This is a genomic window from Shewanella sp. SM95 (genome assembly GCF_025653595.1).
Taxonomy (GTDB): domain Bacteria; phylum Pseudomonadota; class Gammaproteobacteria; order Enterobacterales; family Shewanellaceae; genus Shewanella; species Shewanella oncorhynchi.
This window is the reverse complement of record NZ_JAKKSE010000004.1, coordinates 15912-39623: the sequence shown is the minus strand read 5'-3', so window position 1 is coordinate 39623 and position 23712 is coordinate 15912. Positions and strand designations below refer to the sequence as shown.

The 23712-nt window shown below is 46.4% G+C and carries 24 protein-coding genes; 18 read left to right on the top strand and 6 right to left on the bottom strand.

Annotated features, from left to right (window positions below; all coding sequences use genetic code 11):
• Nucleotide 1 precedes the first annotated feature (1 nt).
• The 3 genes from lnt to L5M29_RS06990 all read left to right on the top strand — a co-directional run bounded on the left by lnt (nucleotide 2) and on the right by L5M29_RS06990 (nucleotide 2937).
• Nucleotides 2–1576: an apolipoprotein N-acyltransferase gene (gene lnt, locus L5M29_RS07000; RefSeq protein WP_263166995.1), complete on the top strand. Its 1575-nt coding sequence runs from the start codon at nucleotides 2–4 to the stop codon at nucleotides 1574–1576.
• Between the two features lie 10 nt (nucleotides 1577–1586).
• Entirely contained in the window at nucleotides 1587–2090 is a 504-nt protein-coding gene (locus L5M29_RS06995) for a type II secretion system protein (protein ID WP_263166993.1), read from the top strand.
• A 187-nt stretch (nucleotides 2091–2277) separates the two neighbouring features.
• Entirely contained in the window at nucleotides 2278–2937 is a 660-nt protein-coding gene (locus L5M29_RS06990; RefSeq protein ID WP_263166991.1) for a class I SAM-dependent methyltransferase, read from the top strand.
• 105 nt (nucleotides 2938–3042) lie between these two features.
• On the opposite strand, the gene L5M29_RS06985 is transcribed toward L5M29_RS06990, so the two are convergent.
• Nucleotides 3043–3543 carry a zinc ribbon-containing protein gene (locus L5M29_RS06985; RefSeq protein ID WP_028761474.1) on the bottom strand — a complete coding sequence of 167 codons (501 nt, stop codon included), beginning with the start codon at nucleotides 3541–3543 and terminating at the stop codon, nucleotides 3043–3045.
• Nucleotides 3544–3664: 121 nt separating this feature from the next.
• Between L5M29_RS06985 and leuS the strand changes: the two genes are divergently transcribed.
• The 14 genes from leuS (at nucleotide 3665) to lipA (ending at nucleotide 17820) form a co-directional block, all read left to right on the top strand.
• Entirely contained in the window at nucleotides 3665–6244 is a 2580-nt protein-coding gene (leuS, locus tag L5M29_RS06980) for a leucine--tRNA ligase (RefSeq protein WP_263166987.1), read from the top strand.
• Between the two features lie 100 nt (nucleotides 6245–6344).
• A complete protein-coding gene (gene lptE, locus L5M29_RS06975) occupies nucleotides 6345–6839 on the top strand; it encodes an LPS assembly lipoprotein LptE (protein ID WP_012089938.1) in 495 nt (164 codons plus the stop codon).
• A gap of 17 nt (nucleotides 6840–6856) precedes the next feature.
• Nucleotides 6857–7888 (top strand): DNA polymerase III subunit delta, encoded by a 1032-nt coding sequence (gene holA, locus L5M29_RS06970; protein WP_263166984.1) that lies wholly within the window; start codon nucleotides 6857–6859, stop codon nucleotides 7886–7888.
• Between the two features lie 24 nt (nucleotides 7889–7912).
• Nucleotides 7913–8563, top strand: a complete 651-nt coding sequence (gene nadD / locus L5M29_RS06965) for a nicotinate-nucleotide adenylyltransferase (RefSeq protein ID WP_263166982.1) — start codon at nucleotides 7913–7915, stop codon at nucleotides 8561–8563.
• Nucleotides 8564–8670: 107 nt separating this feature from the next.
• Nucleotides 8671–9000, top strand: coding sequence for a ribosome silencing factor (rsfS, locus tag L5M29_RS06960; protein WP_006082751.1), 330 nt, complete (start codon nucleotides 8671–8673; stop codon nucleotides 8998–9000).
• The gene (gene rlmH / locus L5M29_RS06955) at nucleotides 9000–9470 is read left to right on the top strand and encodes a 23S rRNA (pseudouridine(1915)-N(3))-methyltransferase RlmH (RefSeq protein ID WP_006082752.1); all 471 of its coding nucleotides are present in this window, start codon (nucleotides 9000–9002) and stop codon (nucleotides 9468–9470) included. Before rsfS ends, rlmH begins: the two co-directional genes overlap by 1 nt.
• 61 nt (nucleotides 9471–9531) lie before the next feature.
• The gene (gene mrdA, locus L5M29_RS06950) at nucleotides 9532–11388 is read left to right on the top strand and encodes a penicillin-binding protein 2 (RefSeq protein WP_131523225.1); all 1857 of its coding nucleotides are present in this window, start codon (nucleotides 9532–9534) and stop codon (nucleotides 11386–11388) included.
• Entirely contained in the window at nucleotides 11385–12491 is a 1107-nt protein-coding gene (gene rodA, locus L5M29_RS06945) for a rod shape-determining protein RodA (RefSeq protein WP_028761480.1), read from the top strand. The genes mrdA and rodA overlap by 4 nt, the downstream gene beginning before the upstream one ends.
• Before the next feature lie 15 nt (nucleotides 12492–12506).
• Nucleotides 12507–13577 carry a lytic murein transglycosylase B gene (mltB, locus tag L5M29_RS06940; RefSeq protein WP_263166979.1) on the top strand — a complete coding sequence of 357 codons (1071 nt, stop codon included), beginning with the start codon at nucleotides 12507–12509 and terminating at the stop codon, nucleotides 13575–13577.
• Nucleotides 13561–14406: a septal ring lytic transglycosylase RlpA family protein gene (locus tag L5M29_RS06935; protein WP_131523223.1), complete on the top strand. Its 846-nt coding sequence runs from the start codon at nucleotides 13561–13563 to the stop codon at nucleotides 14404–14406. Before mltB ends, L5M29_RS06935 begins: the two co-directional genes overlap by 17 nt.
• Before the next feature lie 141 nt (nucleotides 14407–14547).
• Nucleotides 14548–15723: a serine hydrolase gene (locus L5M29_RS06930; protein WP_028761483.1), complete on the top strand. Its 1176-nt coding sequence runs from the start codon at nucleotides 14548–14550 to the stop codon at nucleotides 15721–15723.
• A 121-nt stretch (nucleotides 15724–15844) separates the two neighbouring features.
• A complete protein-coding gene (ybeD, locus tag L5M29_RS06925; RefSeq protein ID WP_006082758.1) occupies nucleotides 15845–16111 on the top strand; it encodes a DUF493 family protein YbeD in 267 nt (88 codons plus the stop codon).
• A gap of 93 nt (nucleotides 16112–16204) precedes the next feature.
• The gene (lipB, locus tag L5M29_RS06920; RefSeq protein WP_263166977.1) at nucleotides 16205–16858 is read left to right on the top strand and encodes a lipoyl(octanoyl) transferase LipB; all 654 of its coding nucleotides are present in this window, start codon (nucleotides 16205–16207) and stop codon (nucleotides 16856–16858) included.
• On the top strand, nucleotides 16855–17820 hold the full coding sequence (gene lipA / locus L5M29_RS06915; protein WP_028761485.1) for a lipoyl synthase: 966 nt from the start codon (nucleotides 16855–16857) through the stop codon (nucleotides 17818–17820). Before lipB ends, lipA begins: the two co-directional genes overlap by 4 nt.
• A gap of 172 nt (nucleotides 17821–17992) precedes the next feature.
• Here lipA and rimI read toward each other — a convergent pair whose 3' ends face one another.
• The gene (gene rimI / locus L5M29_RS06910) at nucleotides 17993–18580 is read right to left on the bottom strand and encodes a ribosomal protein S18-alanine N-acetyltransferase (RefSeq protein WP_411569037.1); all 588 of its coding nucleotides are present in this window, start codon (nucleotides 18578–18580) and stop codon (nucleotides 17993–17995) included.
• A gap of 47 nt (nucleotides 18581–18627) precedes the next feature.
• Entirely contained in the window at nucleotides 18628–18981 is a 354-nt protein-coding gene (locus L5M29_RS06905; RefSeq protein WP_113939278.1) for a hypothetical protein, read from the bottom strand.
• 243 nt (nucleotides 18982–19224) lie between these two features.
• Here L5M29_RS06905 and dpsA point away from each other — a divergent pair, with 243 nt between their 5' ends.
• Nucleotides 19225–19692, top strand: coding sequence for a DNA starvation/stationary phase protection protein DpsA (gene dpsA, locus L5M29_RS06900; protein WP_028761488.1), 468 nt, complete (start codon nucleotides 19225–19227; stop codon nucleotides 19690–19692).
• Between the two features lie 94 nt (nucleotides 19693–19786).
• Here the strand turns inward: dpsA and L5M29_RS06895 are convergent, their stop codons facing one another.
• From L5M29_RS06895 to L5M29_RS06885, 3 genes are all read right to left on the bottom strand, one after another.
• Nucleotides 19787–21043 carry a DUF1624 domain-containing protein gene (locus L5M29_RS06895; RefSeq protein ID WP_263166974.1) on the bottom strand — a complete coding sequence of 419 codons (1257 nt, stop codon included), beginning with the start codon at nucleotides 21041–21043 and terminating at the stop codon, nucleotides 19787–19789.
• Complete coding sequence (locus L5M29_RS06890) at nucleotides 21033–23204, bottom strand: TonB-dependent siderophore receptor (RefSeq protein WP_263166972.1); 2172 nt, start codon at nucleotides 23202–23204, stop codon at nucleotides 21033–21035. Before L5M29_RS06890 ends, L5M29_RS06895 begins: the two co-directional genes overlap by 11 nt.
• Before the next feature lie 85 nt (nucleotides 23205–23289).
• Nucleotides 23290–23580 (bottom strand): DUF2607 family protein, encoded by a 291-nt coding sequence (locus tag L5M29_RS06885; RefSeq protein WP_028761491.1) that lies wholly within the window; start codon nucleotides 23578–23580, stop codon nucleotides 23290–23292.
• Between the last annotated feature and the right edge of the window lie 132 nt (nucleotides 23581–23712).

Here is a 23712-nt window from a genome sequence, read left to right as displayed (position 1 = left end):
CGTGCTAAAAAAAATCCGGGCTTTTGCCCAACAACAGTCCCAACCTAGTGCTTTGAGACTCGTACTGGCATTTGCCCTTGGCGCCAGTACGGCGCTTTCATTTGCGCCCTATTCCATTTGGATAATCTATCCGTTTGCCATGGCTATTGCCCTCTGGCACAGCCGAACGCTGAGCGCTAAGGCAAGCTTTTACTATTGGTTAAGCTTTGGATTTGGCTGTTTTTCCGTAGGGATCAGCTGGGTTCACGTGAGCATGGATACCTTTGGTGGTATGCCGCTCATTGCCTCCGTTGGGTTAATGGCCTTGTTAGCCTTGTATTTAGCCTTGTATCCAGCGCTAACTGGTTTAGCGCTGGTTTGGTTAACTAAAACGCTGAGCCATGATGGTGAAACTCGATTTGGTCTTTGGCGTAATCTCGCCCTATTCCCCGCGTTATGGACCTTGACCGAATGGGCTCGTGGCTGGGTAATGACAGGCTTCCCTTGGTTATGGGCGGGTTACTCGCAAACTCAAGGGCCGCTAAAACCCCTTGCCAGCATCATAGGCACACTGGGAATAAGTTTTGTATTGGCCATGCTCGCTGGTGCATTAGCGCTTTGTTTTACTAAGCGTTATAAGAGTTTACTGCTTTTACTGCCGCTCAGTATTCTGGCAGTGTGGGCTGCGCCTAAACTTTGGGACATTCATCCTACGGGTGAAAATGTTAAAGTGGCACTGGTGCAAGGCAATATTCCCCAAAGCATGAAGTGGGAACCCGATGCCCTGTGGCCGACGCTGTTAAAATACATGGATTTATCCCGCGAACATCTGGATGCCGATATCATTATTTGGCCAGAAGCGGCAATTCCAGCGCCAGAATCTATGGTGCAGGACTTTTTAGATAACGCCAATAAAGTCGCCAATCTAAACCATACCTCAATTATCACTGGCATTATTAGCCATCAAAACAATGAGTTCTATAATTCATTGATTGTGCTTGGTAATCATAATCAGAAACAACAAGCAGGCCCAGACTATGAGGGCGATGGTAGCAATCAATTTAAGAAACACCATCTGTTGCCAATTGGCGAGTTTGTCCCCTTTGAAGCGCTGCTGCGCCCGATAGCACCTTTCTTTAATTTGCCCATGTCGTCCTTTACGCGAGGCGAATATCAACAGCCTAATCTCAGCGCACTAGGCCATAAAATCGCGCCAGCAATTTGTTATGAAATAGCCTTTCCCGAACAGTTGCGCGACAACGTGAATCAAGGGACAGATATACTATTAACTGTCTCTAACGATGCATGGTTTGGTAGCTCAAATGGGCCATTACAGCATATGGAAATCGCTCAAATGCGCGCGGTTGAATTGGGTCGGCCTCTATTACGCTCAACCAACAATGGCGTGACAGCCATAGTCGATGAGCATGGCAATATCACAGCGTCATTACCACAGTTTGAAATAGGCGTGCTAAGTGCAACTATTCCATTAGTCACAGGACAAACTTGGTTTGCAAAATTAGGCCAAATGCCCCTACTGATACTCTGTGGTTTAATCGTTCTTCTTGGTCTTGCCCGACGTTTTAAAGCGCAATAGGATTTAGGCCATGCATTACCAAGTCAATAAACAAGATGTGGCAGGTTTTACCTTAATTGAACTTGTCGTTGTGATTATTGTGCTTGGGATCTTGGCTGTGATTGCCGCGCCTAAATTTATCGGTTTAAGTAAAGAAGCGCGGGTACAAACCTTAAGCCAAGTACAGGCCAGCGTTAAAACAGCCAATATGCTAGCTTACTCAAAAACCCAAATGCCTAGCCTACTGAGCCAAGCGGTAGCTGGGCGCGATGATATTATTGATATCGACCTCAATGGTGATGGCACTCCAGATACACGATTAAAATGGGGTTACCTCGATAATACTGATGTGGAAAAATGGATCACCTCAGATGATAAATTTATCATCCAATATCAAGGCATTGATATCACTTATATAGGCTACGATCTTAACAACAATTCCTTAGTGAATGATGACCAATGCTATTTCCGCTACACCCAAGCCAGCGATGCCAACACTGCGCCGCAATATGATATCAACACCCAAGGTTGTTAGGCTGACACTCAGTTAACCTGTGTTATCCCGCAATTGTCTGCGAATACATTAGGCTGATTGCGCGTTCCACGTTAAGGTGAACGATTAGACGTGGCCTTATACCAATCACAGTGACTGTGTCTGCATAGCCAATATGATTGGTACCATTACCTCGTTCCTTACCAAGGTACACAGTCAAGGCAACTCTATGGCACAGCTTCGCGTGCGCTACCAAACCCACGAATTTGGGGATCTCGACATTCATGTCAGAACCCTAAGAAATAACCAAGAATTTGAAGACCTAGATGGCGAAGCTGAAAAGCTCGGTATTTCCTCCGCTACTTGGCCATTATTTGGCATAGTTTGGCCGTCTAGCCAAGTGCTATCCCATCATATGGCCGATTATCAAATTGATAATAAACGCATTCTTGAGGTTGGCTGCGGTATAGGGCTGGCAAGTCTAGTGCTAAACCACAGACATGCCGACATCACAGCAACCGACTATCACCCCGAGTCGGAAAATTTCCTTAAGCAAAATGTCGATTTAAATCATGGTCGTGCGATTCCGTTTGTTCGAACAGGATGGGCAGATGCACAAACTAATTTAGGTTTATTTGACCTCATTATTGGCAGCGATCTCTTGTACGAACAAGAACATGCCGATCTCTTATCACAATTTATTGAGCAACATGCTAAACCAATTTGTGATGTAGTCTTAGTCGATCCAGGCCGTGGTAATCATGCCAAATTCAGTAAACGTATGGTCACCTTAGGTTACGAACACACGCAACATAAACCCATTCACACTGAATTTTTATTGGCGCCCTTTGGCGGTCAAATCCTCAACTACTCTCGTACCAACAGTTGATACAGCCTAATTAATGCAGATATGAGCAATTTAGGTCTAGTCTAATAGAACTCAAAAAAAACGACGCTGAGGCGTCGTTTTAGCTGCATAACATCACCACCTTGATTAAGGCGTTAGCGGCTCGCGGGTAAATTCTTCATGATCACACTCTGGACAATCTGGGATGGGACTTGGAAATTCAATACTCATTTCATTGCCACAGTTAGTGCACACCATGATGCCCTGATTCACTATGTCACCACTCTTGTAGTAGCCCTGATGCTTAAAATCTTGCGTTAACTCATGCCATTCTACTTGGCTGCGGTCGGTGATTTCACTGAGCCAATGCCAAAGCGTATTCTCTAAAGTAATCACTGTTGGGCTATGACTCAAACTATCCGCGTTCTGCTCACGGAGAAAACTCGTAATATCACGCTTTAAGAATTGTTCGACTAAAGCGAGTTCATCTTCCCCTGCCTGTTCTTTAAGACGTAAATACTCCTTACCTTGAGTGACAGAATTAAATAAGTTCTTTACAGTCATAGTGTTATCTTCTGCAAATTGAGATTTCACTTCGGTAATTAAGGCTTGATACAGTCCTAGTAACGCGTTACTTCTATCATTCATAACCAATACTCCTTCATACGAACCTTTTTAATGCATCGCTTCTAGTTTATTCTATGCAGATCTTACTCGCGCTGATATGGCGTTAGATCCAATAATAGGCGGCACTGCCGGAAATAGAGTGATGCAAGAGCAATATAATCCCTCAGAAATTGAAGCCTTAGTGCAAAAGCACTGGCATGACAACAAAACCTTCGAAGTCACTGAAGACGCAAACAAAGAAAAGTTTTATTGCCTTTCGATGTTTCCGTACCCTTCTGGCAGACTCCACATGGGACACGTACGCAACTATACCATAGGTGACGTAGTTGCACGCTTTCAACGTCTTCAAGGCAAAAACGTGCTCCAGCCTATTGGTTGGGACTCATTTGGTTTGCCCGCAGAAAATGCCGCGATTAACAACAAGACTGCGCCTGCGCCATGGACCTATGAAAACATAGAATACATGAAGAACCAGCTGAAATTGCTAGGTTTTGGTTACGATTGGAGCCGTGAAATCGCCACTTGTACCCCTGAATATTATCGCTGGGAACAATGGTTCTTCACTAAGTTGTACGAGAAAGGCCTAGTCTATAAAAAGACAGCTTCAGTCAACTGGTGTCCAAACGATGAAACCGTACTGGCGAACGAGCAAGTTCAAGACGGTTGCTGCTGGCGCTGTGATACCCCTGTGGAACAAAAAGAAATTCCACAGTGGTTTATTAAGATCACTGCCTATGCAGAAGAATTATTAAACGATATCGATACCTTAGATGGCTGGCCTGAACAGGTTAAGACCATGCAGCGCAACTGGATTGGTCGCAGCGAAGGTGTGGAAATGACCTTCGGCGTCGCAGGTCACGATAAAAGCTTCGATATCTATACCACGCGTCCAGATACCTTAATGGGCGTAACCTATGTGGCGATTGCCGCAGGTCATCCATTAGCTGAAGTCGCCGCGCAAACCAATCCTGAGCTTGCCGCCTTTATCGATGAGTGCAAAAACAGCACAACATCTGAAGCCGAACTCGCGACTATGGAAAAACGCGGTGTCGCTACAGGGCTTTTCGCCATTCATCCTATCACTGGCAAGCAAGTCCCAATTTGGGCTGCTAACTTTGTGTTGATGAACTATGGCACCGGCGCTGTGATGTCAGTTCCAGGCCACGATCAACGTGACTTCGAATTTGCGAAAAAATACGGTCTGGCGATTGAAGCTGTGATCAAGCCAGTTGATGGCGACGTCGATATCAGCGAAGCCGCTTATACCGAAAAAGGCGTACTGTTTAACTCGGGAGAGTTCGACGGTTTAGACTTTGAAGCAGGCTTTAATGCCATCGCTAATAAGTTAGTTGCCGAAGGTAAAGGCAAGCGCCAAGTCAACTATCGTCTGCGCGATTGGGGTGTTTCACGTCAGCGTTACTGGGGCGCGCCAATTCCTATGGTGACCTTAGCCGACGGCACTGTGATCCCAACACCTGCAGATCAACTGCCAGTATTGCTACCAGAAGATGTCGTGATGGACGGTATTCAAAGCCCAATCAAGGCCGATAAAGAATGGGCAAAAACCCAAGTTAATGGCCAAGATGCGCTGCGCGAAACCGATACCTTCGATACCTTTATGGAATCCTCTTGGTATTACGCCCGTTACTGCAGCCCGCATGCAGACGAAATGTTAGATCCCGCGAAAGCCAACTACTGGCTACCTGTGGATCAATACATTGGCGGTATCGAACACGCTTGTATGCATTTGTTATATTTCCGCTTCTTCCACAAGTTGCTGCGTGATGCGGGTTTGGTTAACTCTAACGAGCCAGCCAAACAACTGCTGACCCAAGGCATGGTGTTGGCCGATGCTTTCTACTACATCAACGAAAAAGGCGCCCGTGTATGGGTTTCGCCTTTAGATGTAGCGACTACAGAAAAAGACGACAAGGGCCGTATTACTAAGGCTATCGACAAGGACGGCAACGAGCTGGTTTATACCGGCATGTGCAAGATGTCTAAGTCGAAAAACAATGGTATCGATCCTCAAGTCATGGTCGAAAAATACGGCGCCGATACGGTTCGCCTATTTATGATGTTCGCCTCTCCCCCAGAATTAACTCTGGAATGGCAAGAGTCTGGCGTTGAAGGCGCACACCGCTTCATTAAACGTCTGTGGAAGCTTGCAAACGAGCATGTGAACCAAGATAACAGCGAAGCCTTAGATGTCAGCAAGTTAACTGCCGATCAAAAAGCGCTGCGCCGTGAAGTCCACAAGACGATCGCGAAAGTGACCGACGATATCGGCCGCCGTCAGATGTTCAACACTGCGGTTGCCGCCGTGATGGAACTGATGAACCATCTGCAAAAAGCGCCACAAACCACAGGTCAAGACAACGCCATTATCGGCGAAGCCTTATCAGCCATAGTGCGCTTGCTGTACCCTATCATTCCGCATGTGAGCTTTAACCTGTGGAACGAGTTAGGCAATGCAAGCAACATCGAAGACAGCCAATGGCCAGTCGTTGATGAAGCTGCGCTAGTTGAAGACAGCAAGCTCATCGTTGTGCAAGTTAACGGTAAAGTTCGCGCAAAAATCACAGTGGCTGCCGATGCTGATAAAGAATCAGTAGAAGCCTTAGGCATGAGTGATGAGCACGTGATCAAATACCTAGACGGCCTGACTGTGCGTAAAGTGATCTATGTGCCGGGCAAACTGCTTAGCATAGTGGCCAATTAACGGCTGCTAATAACTCGCTATACTCAAAGCCAATGAAGTTGCAGCATAGCTGCAACTTCAAGTCAGCAGGGTATACCACGAATAGGAAACCGCGAAATCTATGCTAATCAAACGCATATGCTTCGCAATCATGGCACTAGTCATTATGACCAGCGCTGGTTGCGGTTTTAAGCTTCAACGCAGTTATCAGATCCCTGATGCCCTCAATCATTTGAGTTTGAGCAGTGTGGATGAATACAGTGAACTCACTCGTTTGGTGCGTGAACGCCTGCGCTTGAACAATATCCAAGTTGTCGACGCCGCAGATAATGTTCCAGTATTAAGATTAATCACCGACTCCCTTGAACGCTCGACCTTATCTTTGTATCCCACAGGTAACGTCGCCGAGTATGAGCTGATTTATTTAGTCGAATTTGCTGTGGCACTGCCAGGTAAAGAAGCGCAGCCTTTCAAGGTTGAAATTCGCCGCGACTACTTAGACGATCCACGTACCGCATTGGCAAAGAGCCGTGAAATGGAATTGCTGACGAAGGAAATGCGTATCCAAGCTGCCGATCGTATTCTGCAAGCAATGGCCAGTACTGAGGTGAATTAATGCGGGGCTATCATTAAATGAGAGTCTATCCAGACCAACTCTCCCGCCACCTTAACCAGTTATTTCCTTGTTATCTGATTTTTGGGGATGATCCTTGGTTGATTGAAACCACCAAAGATCAGATCCGCCAATTCGCCAAGCGTCAGGGATTCGATGAAAAAGTCCAACTCATTCAAGAGACGGGCTTTAATTGGAACGATCTGACTCAGGAATGGCAGGCCATGAGTCTGTTTTCCAGTAAACGCTTGATTGAGCTAACCCTTCCCCAAGCTAAGCCCGGTGCCGAAGGCTCAAGCACATTGCAAGCGCTATTGCAGACGCCCAATCCCGATATGCTGTTGATTATCGAAGGGCCAAAGCTCGCCACAGAGCAAACCAACAGTAAATGGTTTAAGACCTTAGATGCCCATGGCATGTATCTGCCCTGCGCCACGCCAGAGGGCGAGCAGTTTATGCGCTGGCTCGATGGCCGCATCAAGCACTTTAAGCTCAATCTGCAGCCTGATGCCCGTGCTATGCTGCATTCTCTGTATGAAGGGAATTTACTGGCTGCCGATCAAGCCATGCAGTTGCTGCAACTCCTGAGCCCAACAAAACCCGTCAGTGCCGACGAACTGGGCCACTATTTTGAAGATCAGTCGCGCTTCACCGTATTCCAACTCACGGATGCATTATTAAATAATAAACAGGATAGCGCGCAGCACATGCTGGCCCAACTCAATGGCGAAGGCACTGCCTTACCTATCCTGCTTTGGGCCTTGTTTAAAGAACTCGGTTTGTTATTCAATTTGAAATGCGAGCAAGCCCAAGGCGTTGCGCTGAGTGCACTCTGGGGTAAACATCGAATTTGGGATAAACGTAAACCACTGTATCAAGCGGCACTGCAACGACTCAGCCTTGAACAACTCGAACATATGCTCGCCCTCGCCTCGAAACTTGAGCTCAACTTAAAGCAGCAGGGTAAAGAGGATTGGACCGGTCTGAGCCACCTGTGTCTGTTATTTGATCCTAGAGCCCATCGGCACCTGGCACATATAGCCATAGACTAATCATTGATTAACCAAAGAGTTGATATGCGTATTGGTATTTTAGGCGGCACCTTTGACCCGATACACTATGGTCATATCCGTCCCGCAATTGAAGTGAAGCAAGCATTAGCCTTGGATAAAATCCTACTGATGCCGAACCATATTCCGCCCCATAAACAGCAGCCGAACTTAACCACAACACAGCGCCTCAAAATGGTAGCCGATGTCTGTCAGCAACTCGACGGATTTGCACTGTGCGACATCGAAGCTAAACGCGACACGCCTTCCTACACAGTTATCACGCTTGAGCAACTGAAAAGCTTACATCCTGAAGATGAGCTGTTTTTTATCATGGGGATGGACTCTTTCATCCAATTAAAAAGCTGGCATGAGTGGCAACGCCTATTCGACTTTGCCCATCTCGTTGTCTGCCAGCGCCCGGGTTGGCAGCTCGATGCAGAACATCCTATGCAGCAGATATTGACGGCCCGCAGTCAAGCGCCCCAAGGGACAGACGAAGGTCGTACTAGCTGTGTCCATAAAAACTGTGGGCAGATTTTCCCTGTAGCGATTACACCACAGGATATTTCCTCGACGCTCATTCGTGAACAACTGGCAAAAGGCGAAATTCCCGCCGATTTACTCATGCCAGTCACGCTAGATTACATCAAAAATCAACGACTTTACTTACCTTAGCTCGAACCGTAAGCAGATATCGCCAACTCAACTGCCAATGACAATGTATTCCCAGCAGCAACACTGGTATACTACCGCGCTATTTAAAATTAATGAGGTACGCCAGCGTGCAGAGCGCGGAATTAAAACAGTTTGTTGTCGACAAGATCGACGACTTGAAAGCCAGAGACGTTGTTGTTCTGGATGTCAGCAAGCAATCTAACATCACTGACTACATGGTCATATGTTCAGGTACATCAAAGACTCACGTTAAAGCTATCGCCGAAAACCTTGTGGTTGAAGCGAAAAAAGCCGGTATTCCACCTTTAGGTGTTGAAGGCCGCGAAAGCAGCGAATGGGTTCTTGTGGACATGGGCGATGTGATCCTGCACGTTATGCAAGATCAAACCCGTGATTTCTACCAGCTTGAAAAGCTCTGGTCAGAAAAGCAAGACTGATGAAGTTACAGCTCATCGCAGTAGGAACACGGATGCCCGATTGGGTTACCCGTGGTTTCGAAGAATACCAGCGCCGTTTTCCCCGTGATATGGCGCTGGAGCTTATCGAAATACCCGCTGGAAAGCGGGGGAAAAATGCCGACATTGTCCGGATACTTCAAAAAGAAGGCGAACAAATGTTGGCGGCCATTCCCAAAGGCAATCATATTGTTAGCTTAGATCTCCCCGGCAAAAACTGGACGACCCCCGAGCTAGCAACCGCGCTGACTAAATGGCAACTCGATGGTCGCGACGTCAGTTTACTGATTGGTGGGCCTGAAGGATTAGCGCCAGCTTGCAAAGAAGCGGCAAACCAAAGTTGGTGTCTTTCGGCATTAACCTTACCTCACCCACTCGTACGGGTGGTGGTTGCCGAAAGTTTGTACCGCGCGTGGAGCGTGAACACGAATCACCCCTACCATAGAGAATAGCGGGATCTTGATGTTAACGAGTGTCAACCACCCGTCATGGGATCAGCCGGAGATAGCATAAGTGTCGCCAAAAAAGCGGATAACAATGCATGATCACGCCGCCGAGGCGTCTCTTTTTAAGCGCAGGGCGCTTTTCACTTTTTTTTGCGTTTTCGCTCTATTTTGCGTATTAGTCACCAACCTTTATCATTTACAGGTTGAATCCTATAAAGATTATGCAACTCGCTCAAATGATAATCGCATCCGTGTTGTTCCAATTGCCCCTAGTCGTGGTCTCATTTACGATCGCAACGGTATACTTTTAGCTGAAAATTTACCCTTTTATTCCCTCGATCTCGTGCCCGAAAAAATCAGTAACATGTCAGAGACCTTAGATGAACTCGGCAAGTTAATTGAGATCAGCGATGACGAGCGCGAAACCTTTACTGACGCCCTGAAATTTCATCGCCGTTTCAAACCGCTAACACTCAAAAACCAGCTCACCGAAGAACAAGTGGCCATTTTCAGTGTTAACCAACACAGATTTCCGGGGATTTCGGTCGAAGCGGGTCTTAAACGTAACTATCCCTACGGCGCGCAAATCACCCATGTGCTGGGCTATGTAGGTAAAATTAACACCCGAGATCGCGCCCAACTTGAACGCAGCGATCTGTGGAAAAACTATGCGGCAACCAAAGACATTGGTAAGCAAGGCATTGAAAAATTTTATGAATCTTTGCTGCATGGTAAACCCGGACACTTAGAAGAAGAAGTGAACAACCGCGGCCGCGCCATTCGCACCTTAAAAATTGTTCCGCCAGAGCCGGGGCAAGATATTTACCTCACCTTAGATCTCAAGCTGCAACAAAAAGCGGTGGAACTACTCACAGGTCTGCGCGGTTCTATTGTTGCCATCGATCCCCGTGACGGTGGAGTATTAGCTATGGTATCGAGCCCAAGCTATGATCCAAACCAGTTTGTACAAGGCATTAATAGCAAAGATTACAGTGCGTTACTCAATGATAAATCCCGCCCTTTGATCAACCGTGCGACTCAAGGTCAATATGCACCTGCGTCTACCATCAAGCCTCACCTCGCACTGTTAGGCCTTGATGAGAAAGCCATTAGCGAGAGTACCCGAGTGTGGGATCCCGGTTTTTGGCAAATTCCTGGTGTTGAACGTAAATACCGCGACTGGAAACGCTGGGGACATGGCTGGGTCAACGTTTATAGCGCGATTGTAGAATCCTGCGATACCTTTTTCTATGAATTAGCCTATAAGGTCGGTGTCGATCATATCGCCCGCTTTATGGAACAATTTGGCTTTGGCCAAAATACAGGGATTGATATCTTTGAAGAATCGGCTGGCAACATGCCATCCAAGGAATGGAAACGCTTAAAGTACAATCAAGCTTGGTATATAGGCGACACCATTTCCGTCGGTATTGGACAAGGTTATTGGACGGCAACGCCATTACAACTCGCTAATGCCGTTGGGATTATGGCCAACAAAGGCCGCCGTCTCCCGCCACATCTGCTGAGATCAATTAAAGACAATACTGCCAAAATTGACTCACCGATTAATGAGTTACCACCAATTGAACTTAAAAATCCCCGTAACTGGAATATCATCAACGAAGCTATGCGACAAACCGCAAATAAGTCACGCTTTACCGATGCCACTTACACTGCCGCAATGAAAACCGGTACTGCACAGGTCATCGGCGTGGCGGAAAATACTAAATACGATGCCAGTAAAATTGCCGAACATTTCCGCGATAATGCCTTAGTTGTGGCCTATGCACCCTTCGAGGATCCTAAAATTGTCCTCGCCGTCGTGATGGAAAACGCAGGTTGGGGCGGCGCAAATGCTGGCCCAGTCGCTCGAGCTATGCTCGATGAATATATGCTTAGAGATACTTGGAAACCCATACCATGAGTACCCATAGCCAATATCAAAACATCTGGCAACGCTTGCACATAGACTTGCCTTTATTGCTCGGACTATTAGCTGTGATGGGCTTTGGCCTGTTTGTCATCTATTCTGCCAGCGGTGCAGATTTAGAGATGATGGAACGACAACTATTCCGTATGGTGTTGTCGCTAGGCATCATGTTTACCATGGCACAAATCAATCCTGAAGCGCTTAAACGTTGGGCATTACCCATTTATCTTGCGGGGGTTGTCTTGCTGCTTGGGGTACACTTTTTCGGTGAAATCAATAAAGGCGCGCAGCGCTGGTTGAACTTAGGCTTTATGGAGTTCCAACCATCTGAGCTTATTAAACTCGCCTTCCCCATCACAATGGCTTGGTATATCAGTAAGTTCCCTCTTCCCCCCAAGAAACGTTACCTCGCTGGCGCAGGAGTGATTTTACTCGTACCAACCCTATTGATCGCTAAACAACCCGACTTAGGCACCTCAATTTTGGTGGCTGCATCGGGGATTTTTGTGCTGTTTTTATCGGGTATGAGCTGGATCATTGTTGGCAGCTTTATCGCGGCAGTACTCGCCTTCCTGCCTATCCTTTGGTATTTCTTGATGCACGATTACCAAAGAACGCGGGTATTAACCTTGCTCGATCCAGAGCAAGATCCCCTCGGCGCGGGTTATCACATTATCCAGTCGAAAATCGCCATCGGCTCAGGTGGACTTTGGGGCAAAGGCTGGCTCGAAGGCACTCAATCACAGCTTGAGTTTATTCCCGAGCGCCATACCGATTTTATCTTTGCGGTGATCGGTGAAGAATTTGGTTTAATTGGCAGTATCTTACTGTTAATTATGTACCTTTACATCATAGGCCGTGGGTTAGTCATCGCCTCCCGCGCACAAACCAGTTTCGCTCGTCTACTGGCTGGCAGTATCACGCTGACGTTTTTCGTTTATGTTTTTGTGAATATTGGCATGGTTTCAGGTATCCTGCCCGTGGTAGGTGTACCACTGCCCCTTGTCAGTTATGGTGGAACCTCCATGCTGACATTGATGACAGGGTTTGGCATTCTTATGAGCATTCATACCCATAGACGTTTCGTAGATAGATAATTTTAGGGACTTTTTATGCCTACTCTCCGAGCTTATTTGGCTCCACTCGGTTTACTGTGTTTAAGTTCATGCTTAGTCGCATGCACCACGGCAAATGAACCGACACCCACGCAGGCACCCGCTTCAAGCACCCCAGTGGCTCCGGCCGCTGAAGTCGCACCCGCCACTCCCGCTGAACTCAAAGAAGAGTTTATCCAAGCTCAAGTAAAACAAGGTTTTACTCGGACAGAAGTGCTCGCTTTTCTCGACAAAGCAAAATACAACCAAGGGGTTATCGATGCGATGACCCGCCCATGGGAAGCAAAACCTTGGCATGTGTATTACCCGATTTTTTTAACAGAAAAACGTCTTGATGCTGGGCTCGCTTTTTGGAAAAAACACGAGAAAACCATTGCTAAAGCCGCGGCTAAGTACCAAGTCGACCCACAGATTATCGTCGCCATTATTGGGATTGAAACCTTCTACGGCCAGTTCACAGGTAATTACCCTGTAATTGATTCCCTCTATACCTTAGGTTTTCACTATCCGCCTCGCGCCACCTTTTTCCGCAAGGAATTTGGTGAGTTGATGAAATTAGTCAAAGAAGAACACTTAGATATCAATACCCTCAAAGGCTCCTATGCGGGTGCCATGGGTTATGGACAGTTTATTCCCTCAAGTTACCGCCATTACGCCGTCGATTTCGATAACAGTGGTAACCGCGATTTATTGCAAAGCCCAGAGGATGCGATTGGCAGTGTCGCCAATTATTTCCATGAACACGGTTGGCAAGCCAATGCACCCGTTGCTTTGCCGCTGGTCAATAGCAGCCAAACAGCGCCAAAAGCGAAAGTATGGGCAGGCGAAAAGCTCAATTATAAAGTCGCCAATATTCTAACGCCAACCTTGTCCTTGGCTGATGCGAGGGACTTGGATGTCTCGCAAAAAGCCTTCCTCATTAAACTGGAACAAGCCGATCACGATGATTATTGGCTTGGCTTAAACAATTTTTATGTAATCACTCGCTATAATCGCAGTCCTTTGTATTCAATGGCCGTTTATCAATTTAGCCAACAATTAAAGGAACAGCATGCCGCTAAAAAATAATCTTTTACAGCTTGTCGCTTTGGTTGCGTGCTTCACACTTGTTGCGTGTTCTTCGAGCCCAAACCAAGCTAGCTCCAGCACAAACAAAAAAAATATGGACCCCAACAAGGGGCGCTATTCGCTAAAGAATGACAAGCTGCCACTCAATCCACCCAATGTGGACCATGTGCCAAATGCCACGCCTAAGTACGAGCCCTATAGTCGCCGCGGTAACAAGCCTTATACGGTTTACGGCGAGTCTTACACTGTGATGAACACAGGCCAAGGTTTTAGTGAAACGGGCCGTGCCTCATGGTACGGTGAAAAATTTCATGGCTATGAGACATCTAATGGCGAACCCTATGACATGTATTCCATGTCAGGTGCCCATAAAACGCTGCCACTGCCAAGTTATGCTCGGATCACTAACTTAGATAACAATAAGCAAGTGATCATTCGTATCAACGATCGCGGGCCATTCCACTCAGACCGTATTCTCGACGTCTCCTACGCCGCCGCCTATAAACTCGGCATGCTCGGCAAAGGAACCGCGCGGATCAAACTCGATGTGGTGTATGTCGGCAGTGTCGCGGCCACTAATTCGGCTATTGCCAGCGCGCAAGATACAGGTAATCATTACATTCAGTTAGTCGCATCGAAAGATAAAGCCAAACTCAATACCATGGCGAAAAATCTGGAGCGAAAATATCAGGTAAAGACCCGTGTACAAGCCGCAAACAATATGTTTAGACTACAGCTCGGCCCCATAGGCCAACCTGAGTTAGCAGACAAACTGCTCAATAACGTCCAGCAAAATGGGTTTCCTGAGGGCTATATAGTCCATGAGTAATCACTGTTTGCTCGGACCAGAATTGATTTAAAAATAGAGATGAAGGAACCTTCACTAAAACCCACAGTCAGAAAGTGGTACACTGTTGGAGATCTTCTCGAATCCTTTCCATTTAATACAACCAAAAGACGTGCCAAGTTAATGATGAATTTTGTAAAAAGTCCCATTAAAACATTGCTGCTAATTTCCAGTGTGTCTCTCCCCGTTTATGCTGCGCAGCCTATTATTACACCTGATGCACCAGCAGTGGCCGCCAAGGCTTTCGTCTTGATGGATTATAATTCGGGCCAGATTATCGCTGAGAGTAACGCTTATGAAAGCCTTAACCCAGCCAGCTTAACTAAAATGATGACCAGTTATGTCATAGGTCAAGAAATCAAAGCGGGCAATGTCTCGGTCGATGATGATGTGACTATCAGTAAAAATGCCTGGTCTAAAAACTTCTCTGACTCCTCTAAGATGTTCATTGAAGTTGGAACTACCGTTAAAGTCGGGGATTTAAACCGCGGTATCATCATCCAATCGGGTAACGATGCGTGTGTAGCTATGGCAGAGCATATCGCTGGCACCGAAGGCGCCTTCGTTGACATGATGAACTCATGGACAAAACAGCTGGGTATGCGTGACAGTTACTTCGAAAACTCCCATGGCTTAGACTCAGAAAACCACAAAACAACTGCCTATGATATGGCATTGTTAGGTGCAGCCTTAATCCGCGACGTTCCAGAAGAATACCGCATCTATAGCGAAAAATTTTATACCTTCAACGGTATCAAACAATATAACCGTAATGGTTTGTTGTGGGATAACAGCATGAGCGTGGACGGTATCAAGACAGGCCACACCTCTGGTGCAGGTTACAACTTAGTGGCATCTGCAACCAAAGACGGCATGCGTTTGATTTCTGTGGTTCTGGGTACTCAAAGTGAATCAGCCCGTAAAGCTGAAAGTAAAAAGTTACTGACCTATGGCTTCCGTTTCTTTGAAACTGTCACGCCTTACAAAGCGGGTGATAGCTTCACAACCCAACAAATATGGTACGGTGACAAGAGCACTGTTGATTTAGGCGTCGCAACTGATACACCTATTACAATCAGCCGTGGCCGTGGTAAAGACTTGAAAGCAAACTTCGAGTTGACTAAGCCATTAGATGCACCGTTGAAAAAAGGTGAAACTGTAGGCCGTCTATTCTTCCAACTTGATGGTAAAGACATTGCCCAGTTCCCACTGGTAACGTTGCAAGAAGTCAACGAAGGTAGCTGGTTTAGTAAATTAGTCGATTACTTTAAGCAGATGTTTTCTGGATGGTTTAGCTAACCTAAGTCCCATAAATAAAGCCACCTTAGGGTGGCTTTATTTTTTTGGGGAGTGCATCGCCCTTGAATCGGGTATAATCGCCACCATATATATCCCAATATAGCCGCTAAGAGTACTGAGTATGTTAGACACTAAATTTGATGAACTGATGGATTTCCCTTGCGCATTTCCTTTTAAGGTCGTCGGTGAAGCCCACGAAACGCTAACTGACAAAGTCGTGGCTGTGGTACAAAAACATGCACCGGGTGATTATTCACCTTCGACAAAAACGTCGAGCAAAGGTAGCTATCACTCCATTACTATCCGCGTGACAGTGACAAGCAAAGACCATATCGAAATTTTGTACACTGAACTTGCCGCTATCGAAGGCGTACGCCGCGTACTATAAATATTCCTCAAGGCCATGAAATGTGATCTGTCTTACATTTATAGCCAAGAGGCGTATAATAGCGCCACTCAATTCTAAGGGGAGAGGTTGCCCTTGCAAGACACGACTTTGCACATTCGGCATCTTGGAAAACAAGATTACGAATCAGTGTGGCATGCTATGCAGCACTACACTGACACGCGTAATAGTGAGAGCCCAGATGAGCTGTGGATAGTAGAACACCCACCCGTGTTTACCCAAGGCCAAGCTGGTAAAAGCGAGCATATTTTGAATGCTGGCGATATTCCTGTGATCCAAGTGGACCGTGGTGGCCAAGTCACTTACCACGGCCCTGGACAACTAGTGGTATATCCTCTTCTCGACATAAAACGTAGTAAAGTCGGCGTGCGTCAACTCGTTACTCATATAGAGCAAAGCATTGTCGATATGCTCGCCAAGTACGACATTAACGCTTATGCCAAGGCCGATGCGCCGGGTGTATATGTGGATGAACGTAAAATTGCCTCCCTCGGATTACGCATTCGTAAAGGCTGTTCATTCCATGGATTAGCCCTTAATGTCGATATGGATTTAGCACCATTTCGCCGCATCAACCCTTGTGGTTATGCCGGTCTTGAAATAGTGCAATGCAAAGCACTTGGCGGACCACAAACCGTGATTGAAGCGGGCGAGCAACTTACTATTACTTTTAGCCAATTACTGGGCTATCAACACCTAGTTCATCATCAAGGATTAGCAGCGTCATGAATAGGCCTGAACGTTTACAACCCGGAGTAAAACTAAGAGATGCCGATAAAGTGTCTCGTATTCCGGTCAAAATCGTCCCATCAGAGCGCGACACTATGTTGCGTAAACCCGATTGGTTACGGGTTAAACTGCCGGCATCGAATCAACGCATTTTAGACATCAAGCAAGCGCTGCGTAAAAATGGCCTGCACTCTGTCTGTGAAGAAGCCTCTTGCCCTAACCTCGCTGAATGCTTCAACCACGGTACAGCAACCTTTATGATTTTGGGTGCGATTTGTACTCGTCGTTGCCCGTTCTGCGACGTGGCCCATGGTCGTCCGCTTAAACCTGATGCTGAAGAGCCAGTTAAATTGGCGCAAACTATCCGCGATATGAAGCTGAAATATGTGGTGATTACCTCTGTAGATCGTGACGATTTACGAGATGGTGGCGCCCAGCATTTTGCCGATTGTATTCGCGAAATTCGCAAACTAAATCCGGACATCAAGATCGAAACCTTAGTGCCTGATTTCCGTGGTCGTATCGATGCAGCCTTAGATATTTTATCGACTGAGCCGCCTGATGTGTTTAACCACAACTTAGAAACGGCGCCCATGCATTATCGTAAAGCGCGCCCAGGTGCGAATTACCAATGGTCGCTCGATCTGCTAAAACGTTTTAAAGAACGTCATCCAAATGTGCCCACTAAATCAGGCCTGATGATGGGATTGGGTGAAACCAACGAAGAGATCGCTCAAGTACTGCGTGATCTGCGAGAACATAAGGTTGAAATGCTGACCTTAGGCCAATACCTACAGCCGTCTAAGTTCCATTTGCCGGTTGAACGTTATGTGCCACCAGCCGAGTTTGATGAGCTTAAAGCCTTAGCCGATGAATTAGGTTTTACCCATGCAGCCTGTGGTCCATTAGTGCGCTCAAGCTACCATGCGGACCTGCAAGCCCAAGGTAAAGAAGTGAAATAACCCTCTTGCTTAGATGCAGAGCTTAGGTGATGTAGATTTCAAGGTTATTAAAATAGAAAAACAGCGCTTAGGCGCTGTTTTTTATTGGCTGTTTTTATGACTGTTTTTATGACTGTTGTTTATGAAGAGTGGTTCGTATAGCTGTCGTTATACGACATGAACGCTAATGCTCTTATTCTTGGGTTATCGCTAAATCCATCAAGATAGCATCTTCTTTACCGCCCTCTATCGGGTAGTAACCTTTACGACGTCCCGACTCAATAAAGCCAGCCTGTTGATATAAAGCACGGGCGGCAAAATTGGACTCTCGCACTTCTAACATAAGCACCACAGCGCCCGATACCTTGGCCGATGCCATCACAGCCTTGAGTAATAACTTGCCGTAACCTTTGCCCTGCTGACTCGGTAATAGGCAAATATCCAATAAAGTCACTTCATCGATAATTTGCTGCACTATCGCAAACCCTAAGAGTCCTTCGACGGAATAAGTATCTGAATCTGAAGCAGCGTCAATATTTGCCTCAGTATTTGCATCTACCTCTAAGTGAGCACTCAGCTTTAAACCTAGGACACGGTACAAGTGACCAAAACAATCGGCAAGATTCCCCTCGCTCATGGGATGGCTATGGGCCAAGGATTCAAGCTGCGCCATTTGGGGAACATCTTCAAGCGTGAGAGCCACAAGCTCAACAGGCAAACCTGCAGTCAATTGTGCTACAAATTGTGTTGTGAATAGACTATCTACTGGTGGGATGTTCAACGCCGGTATTCCAAAGTATTGGTTATTAATGTATTTACGAGTAAAGCTTAAGACTTGCTTGGCGCTTGGTCGCGCCATTGGTAAATCTGCTGCCAGAGCGCGCTTTTAGCCTGCCAACCCACCAATAAATCGGCCAACGGCTCAGACACTAACCATGCGGTACGTGGCCTAACTTTGTGACGTCGCAGATCCCAAACGATCTGTTTCCCCGTATGGGGCTCACAGTCAAAATCACATTCGTCCCGCTTTATGTCGATAAGCGTTAGCACAGCGTCAATAAGCGGCTCTGCTTCTGGTAACTCACCATTTTCATCCCAAATCACTAAATAAGGTTTCACCTTAGTGTCGCGCACTCGCCAAGTTGTCACATTCATGGCGGTTAAATAGGCTGATTTATTCATTAGGGTCAGTTTTATTCAATTAAAGTATCGACTCACAATATGCCGCTAGGATAGCAGTTCTGCCATGGCATTGTTACTGCAGCACGGCGAAGGGAGATGATATCAGGCTTTATCGATTACGAGATTTAACACTCGAAAGTTCAATCGAATTTATAGATTTACAGAATCTAATTTACTCATTTTACATTTAATATCAGAAGATTAGACTAAACACACTCAGTAAGACAATAGAAGGAAAACGCCATGATTAACATAGGTATCAATCAAGCTCACAGAGAAGAAATCGCCGCAGGGCTAAACCAACTATTGGCCGACAGCTACAGTCTTTACCTTAAGACCCATAGCTTTCACTGGAACGTTACTGGCCCAATGTTCACTAGCTTACACTTGCTATTTGAACAGCAGTATACCGAACTTGCCCTTGCGGTCGACCTTATCGCAGAGCGTGTACGTGCATTAGGTGCCAGAGCACTCGGCTCATATTCAGCCTATGCCGCGCTGACCGAGATAAAAGAAGATCAAGGTGTCACTCAAGCCGAAACCATGATCCGCGAACTATTAAGCGATCAGGAACTGGTGATCCGCAATGCCAGAGCCTTGTATCCGCTGGTGAATCAAGCGAATGATGAGGCAACTGCGGACTTGCTCACCCAGCGCATCCAACTGCATGAGAAAAATGCCTGGATGCTACGCAGCTTACTCGCAGAATAATCGCTAAATAGATGATTGCTCTAACCAAAACAAAAAAGTCGCCAAGTAAGCACTTGGCGACTTTTGCCTTTAAAGCTTGATCAAACAGAATAGATTAGAGGTACTTAATCCAAGCCTGAGTGCTGTGCTTTTTATATTCGCTAAATCGCTTAACGGGATAATACAATGCGATGGCTAACACGCCCGCGATAAACCAAACCCATCCTATATTGCTCACGCCAAAGTACTCACCATGGTTTACGCCAAAGATGAATTTCGCTAAAGTATAAAGCAGTAACAGCACGTACAAATGTAAGATATAGAAGAACATAGGGACTGAGCCAAACACAGACAACCCATGGCCCACTCGCGCTAATCCCCCTCCCACTTTCCCACTTGATGCAAAATACCGCTCAAAGGCCACTAAGCAAAAGAACATGCCGCCTAAGGTCACCAGTAAAAAGCTTAATGATGGCGGGTATTTCGTTAAATTAAATACCGACATCAAGGTTTCACCCAAATGTGCCCCCGACTGCCAAGGCAAGGTTTCGCCATAAAGGTTAAACCCACGTAGTACCGCAAAAAGTACCCAACAGCTGATCCCTAAAAACAGCAGCTTTTGCTGGCGAGCCGATGCATCAAGATGGCTTCCGTTCGGTTTATTACTAAAAAGTGGCCCTGCAACATAACCCAGTAAAATCACCCCAATCCAAGGCAGCACGGGATAACTCACCTTAACCCTAAGCGCACCTTCGCTGACGAGATAACCGCGGTCGTGCAATATGGTCCACAGACCGTAAGCCCACTCACTGGGCTGAAAACCAATTGGTGTCAACAGATTATGGCCAAAAACAATCGCAAATCCTAAAAGGGCCATCCAAGGTCTAGGCAGGTTTATCAGCGCAGCGAGCGCTAACATACTCAGACCAATCACCCAAATCACCTGCAACCAAAGGGTGTAATAGCTGACCATCCAAGAGAGGTTAGAGAAGTTAATCACTAAAATTTCCAGCGCGATTAAAAACAGCCCGCGTTTAATCAAAAACATACGTGCTGAACGTGGCTCGCCATGGCTACGATTGGCATAAAGCCATGCAGAAACCCCGGTTAAGAACACAAAGACCGGCGCACAAAAATGGGCGGCAAAGCGACTCACAAAAAGCCCCCAAGAGGTCGAACTCAAATCCATAGGATCGCTCACCTGCATGTGAAAGAAAAACCGCTCCCGCACATGGTCGAGTAACATAATAAGCATCACGGCGCCGCGCATCATATCGATACTATTGATCCGGGTGCGGCCAATAGAACGACCCAATTCTTGCTCGGCAAAACCTGAAGATAACGCTGGATTAGCACTGATATTAGAATTCATAGCTGACACTCACTTTAATGCTACGTGGCTCACCCGGCACGGCCCAAAGAGCGGAATAGCTACTTGCGATGTAATGTTCATCCAGTAAGTTATCCAGATTCACTCCAAGGCTTAAGTTGTCGCTTAAGTGGGTGCTCATAAACAACCCAAGTAACTGATAAGAAGGCAATTGAAAACTCGGATCGGCAGAATCACCGAGACGCGAATCCACATAACGCCAGCTAAGCCCTAGATGACCATCAATAGAAAGCCTATTCAAATCCTGTTTCAGAATCACACTCGCGGTATGCTTTGGCACATTCACCAGTGGACTGCCTGCAGGAATGAGCACGCCCCAATCAGGATTCAAGCTGTCATTGGCGGTACGGGTATTAAGATAGGCATAGGATAATTTTGCTTGTAAATCCTCCGTCAGTTCGGCGGCTAAATCGAGTTCAACCCCGCTACTTTTAGCTTTACCTAAGGTGGCAGAAAAACCAACATTGATAGGATCTGAGGTCAAGATATTGCTCTTTTGGGCATCGAACACGGCTAAACTACCGTTTATAGGAAGATCGTTTAACCAAGTACCATTAAACTTCATCCCCAGTTCAACCGACTGACTCTCTTCCGCTTCGAAGGGCTTACCCGCAAAGTCAGTTCCAGAAAGCGGTAAAAAGCCTTCAGAATAAGAGCTATAGAAACTTAAGGCATCGGACCATAAATACACCAGACCTACCTTGGGGCTGACTCGACTATCGGTTTGCTCTGACAGAGTATCTTTCGCGACTTCACTGATATCTTGCTGATAACTATCGAACCTTAGCCCAAGGTGCAGCTTCCACTTTTCAGTTAAATCCATTTGATCTTGCAGATAGGTCCCCCACGCCTTTTGAGTCTCGTTATTCTCATACAACAAACTCACCTCTGGCTGAGGCCCACCGTATTGAGGGGTATAGATATCGATGGCATATTCGCCTTTTTTACCTCGATAGCGATAAAGCCCCGTCTTCAGGTTGTAGTGGTAGGCATCGGCACCAAGCAGCAAATTATGACGAATAAAACCCGTATCAAGATGACCACTTAATTCAAGACGAAGGGAATTATCCTCTGAGGCATAGTCCCGATATCGATGCTGGCGAGTCAGTGTTCGGCCATCATCAAACAAGGATTGACGCCCCGCTGCCAACTCCGCATCGGAGGAAAATCCCTTTAAGGTGGAATCGCGATAGTTATAACCCGCCGTTAATGACCAATCATCATTTAATTCATAGTCATAGGTCAGTTGATGCCCAGTGGCATTCACCTCCGTTGCGCCATCATTAGGCTCACCTAAATAACGCGAGCGGGGTACGGTATTAATATCGTTATTGAGCACAATAATGCCGCGATCGAATAGCTGTTCCTGCTTGAGGTATTCCATTTCATACAGCAAGGAAGCTTTTTCGGAAATCTGCCAACGCACAGACGGCGTAACGATTTTTTTATCGCTAAACACATAATCACGAAAACTATCGTGTTCCTGCCAAGCGCCATTAATCCGAAATGCCAAGTTATCGGTTAAACCTGAGGTCACATCACCTTCTAACCGATATTGGTCGAAACTCCCAGCCGATGCTTTTAAATAACCACTGGTTTCATATTGGGGTTTCTTAGTGACGATATTAACTGTGCCACCGGGCTCCGAGCGGCCATAAAGTGCCGAACCTGGGCCTTTTAAAATCTCGACATAGGCAACGTTTGATAAATCTCTATGACCACTAAAACCTCGGCCACCATTAAATCCATTAATTAAATACCCCGATGGCATGTTTTCGTTACCCGGAAAGCCGCGTAGGGAAAAACTATCCCATAAGCCGCCGCCATTATTTTGCCGCGCCACACTGGCAGAATAGTCCAGTACATCTTGAAACCGCGTCAGTCCCGCATCTTTTATCAATTGCTCGTCTAACACACTGATCGCTTGGGGAAGTTCAGTTGAGGACACATTGCCACGATAGGCTTGGCGATAGTGGATACTTAAACGTTCAATGTCAGTGTCAAGCACTGCGTCACTCACAGTATCAATAGCTTGTGAACTCGATTGACTGCTTTCTGCGGCCAACAACATTGAAATAGGATTGAGCACAAACAAGGCGCCCAGCAACAGCGCAGTGCGCTTAGGGACATAAAAAGAAGTCATTTTCACTCCGAAAATAAACAGCATCGGCGCCTTAGCTAAGCCAAGGCGCTCAAAGTTAATTAAGATAAATTGAATAAACAGTAACTTATGCTGTTATGGGCGGAGCACGACTATTGAAGAAACGACTAAAAGGTCGCTTAAAGGAAACGGCCTGAAACTCAACCGAGATATAACCCTGCTGAGCGAGTTGAAAATGAAAGGGTGTGCTGGTTAGCGCATGCTGCAACTGGTGCTGATGTAAGCACAGCGAACAATTGGCCTTAGAGTCTTCACTAGCATGGGAAACACTGTGAACAGCAATAGCAACAGACAATAGCACCAATATGGCAGCAAGCCATATTGCTAGGGTGCGTCTTGTTTGTATCACACTATTCAAACCCTACTTCCTCAGATAATTTGGCAGGCGATTGTATGTTAAGCACTACTAAAGTTGCAAACCGATTTACCTAAGCCGTAGGGCTTAAATGTTACAAGAGGTAACTTATCTCATGAGTCATTAGCTATGCCG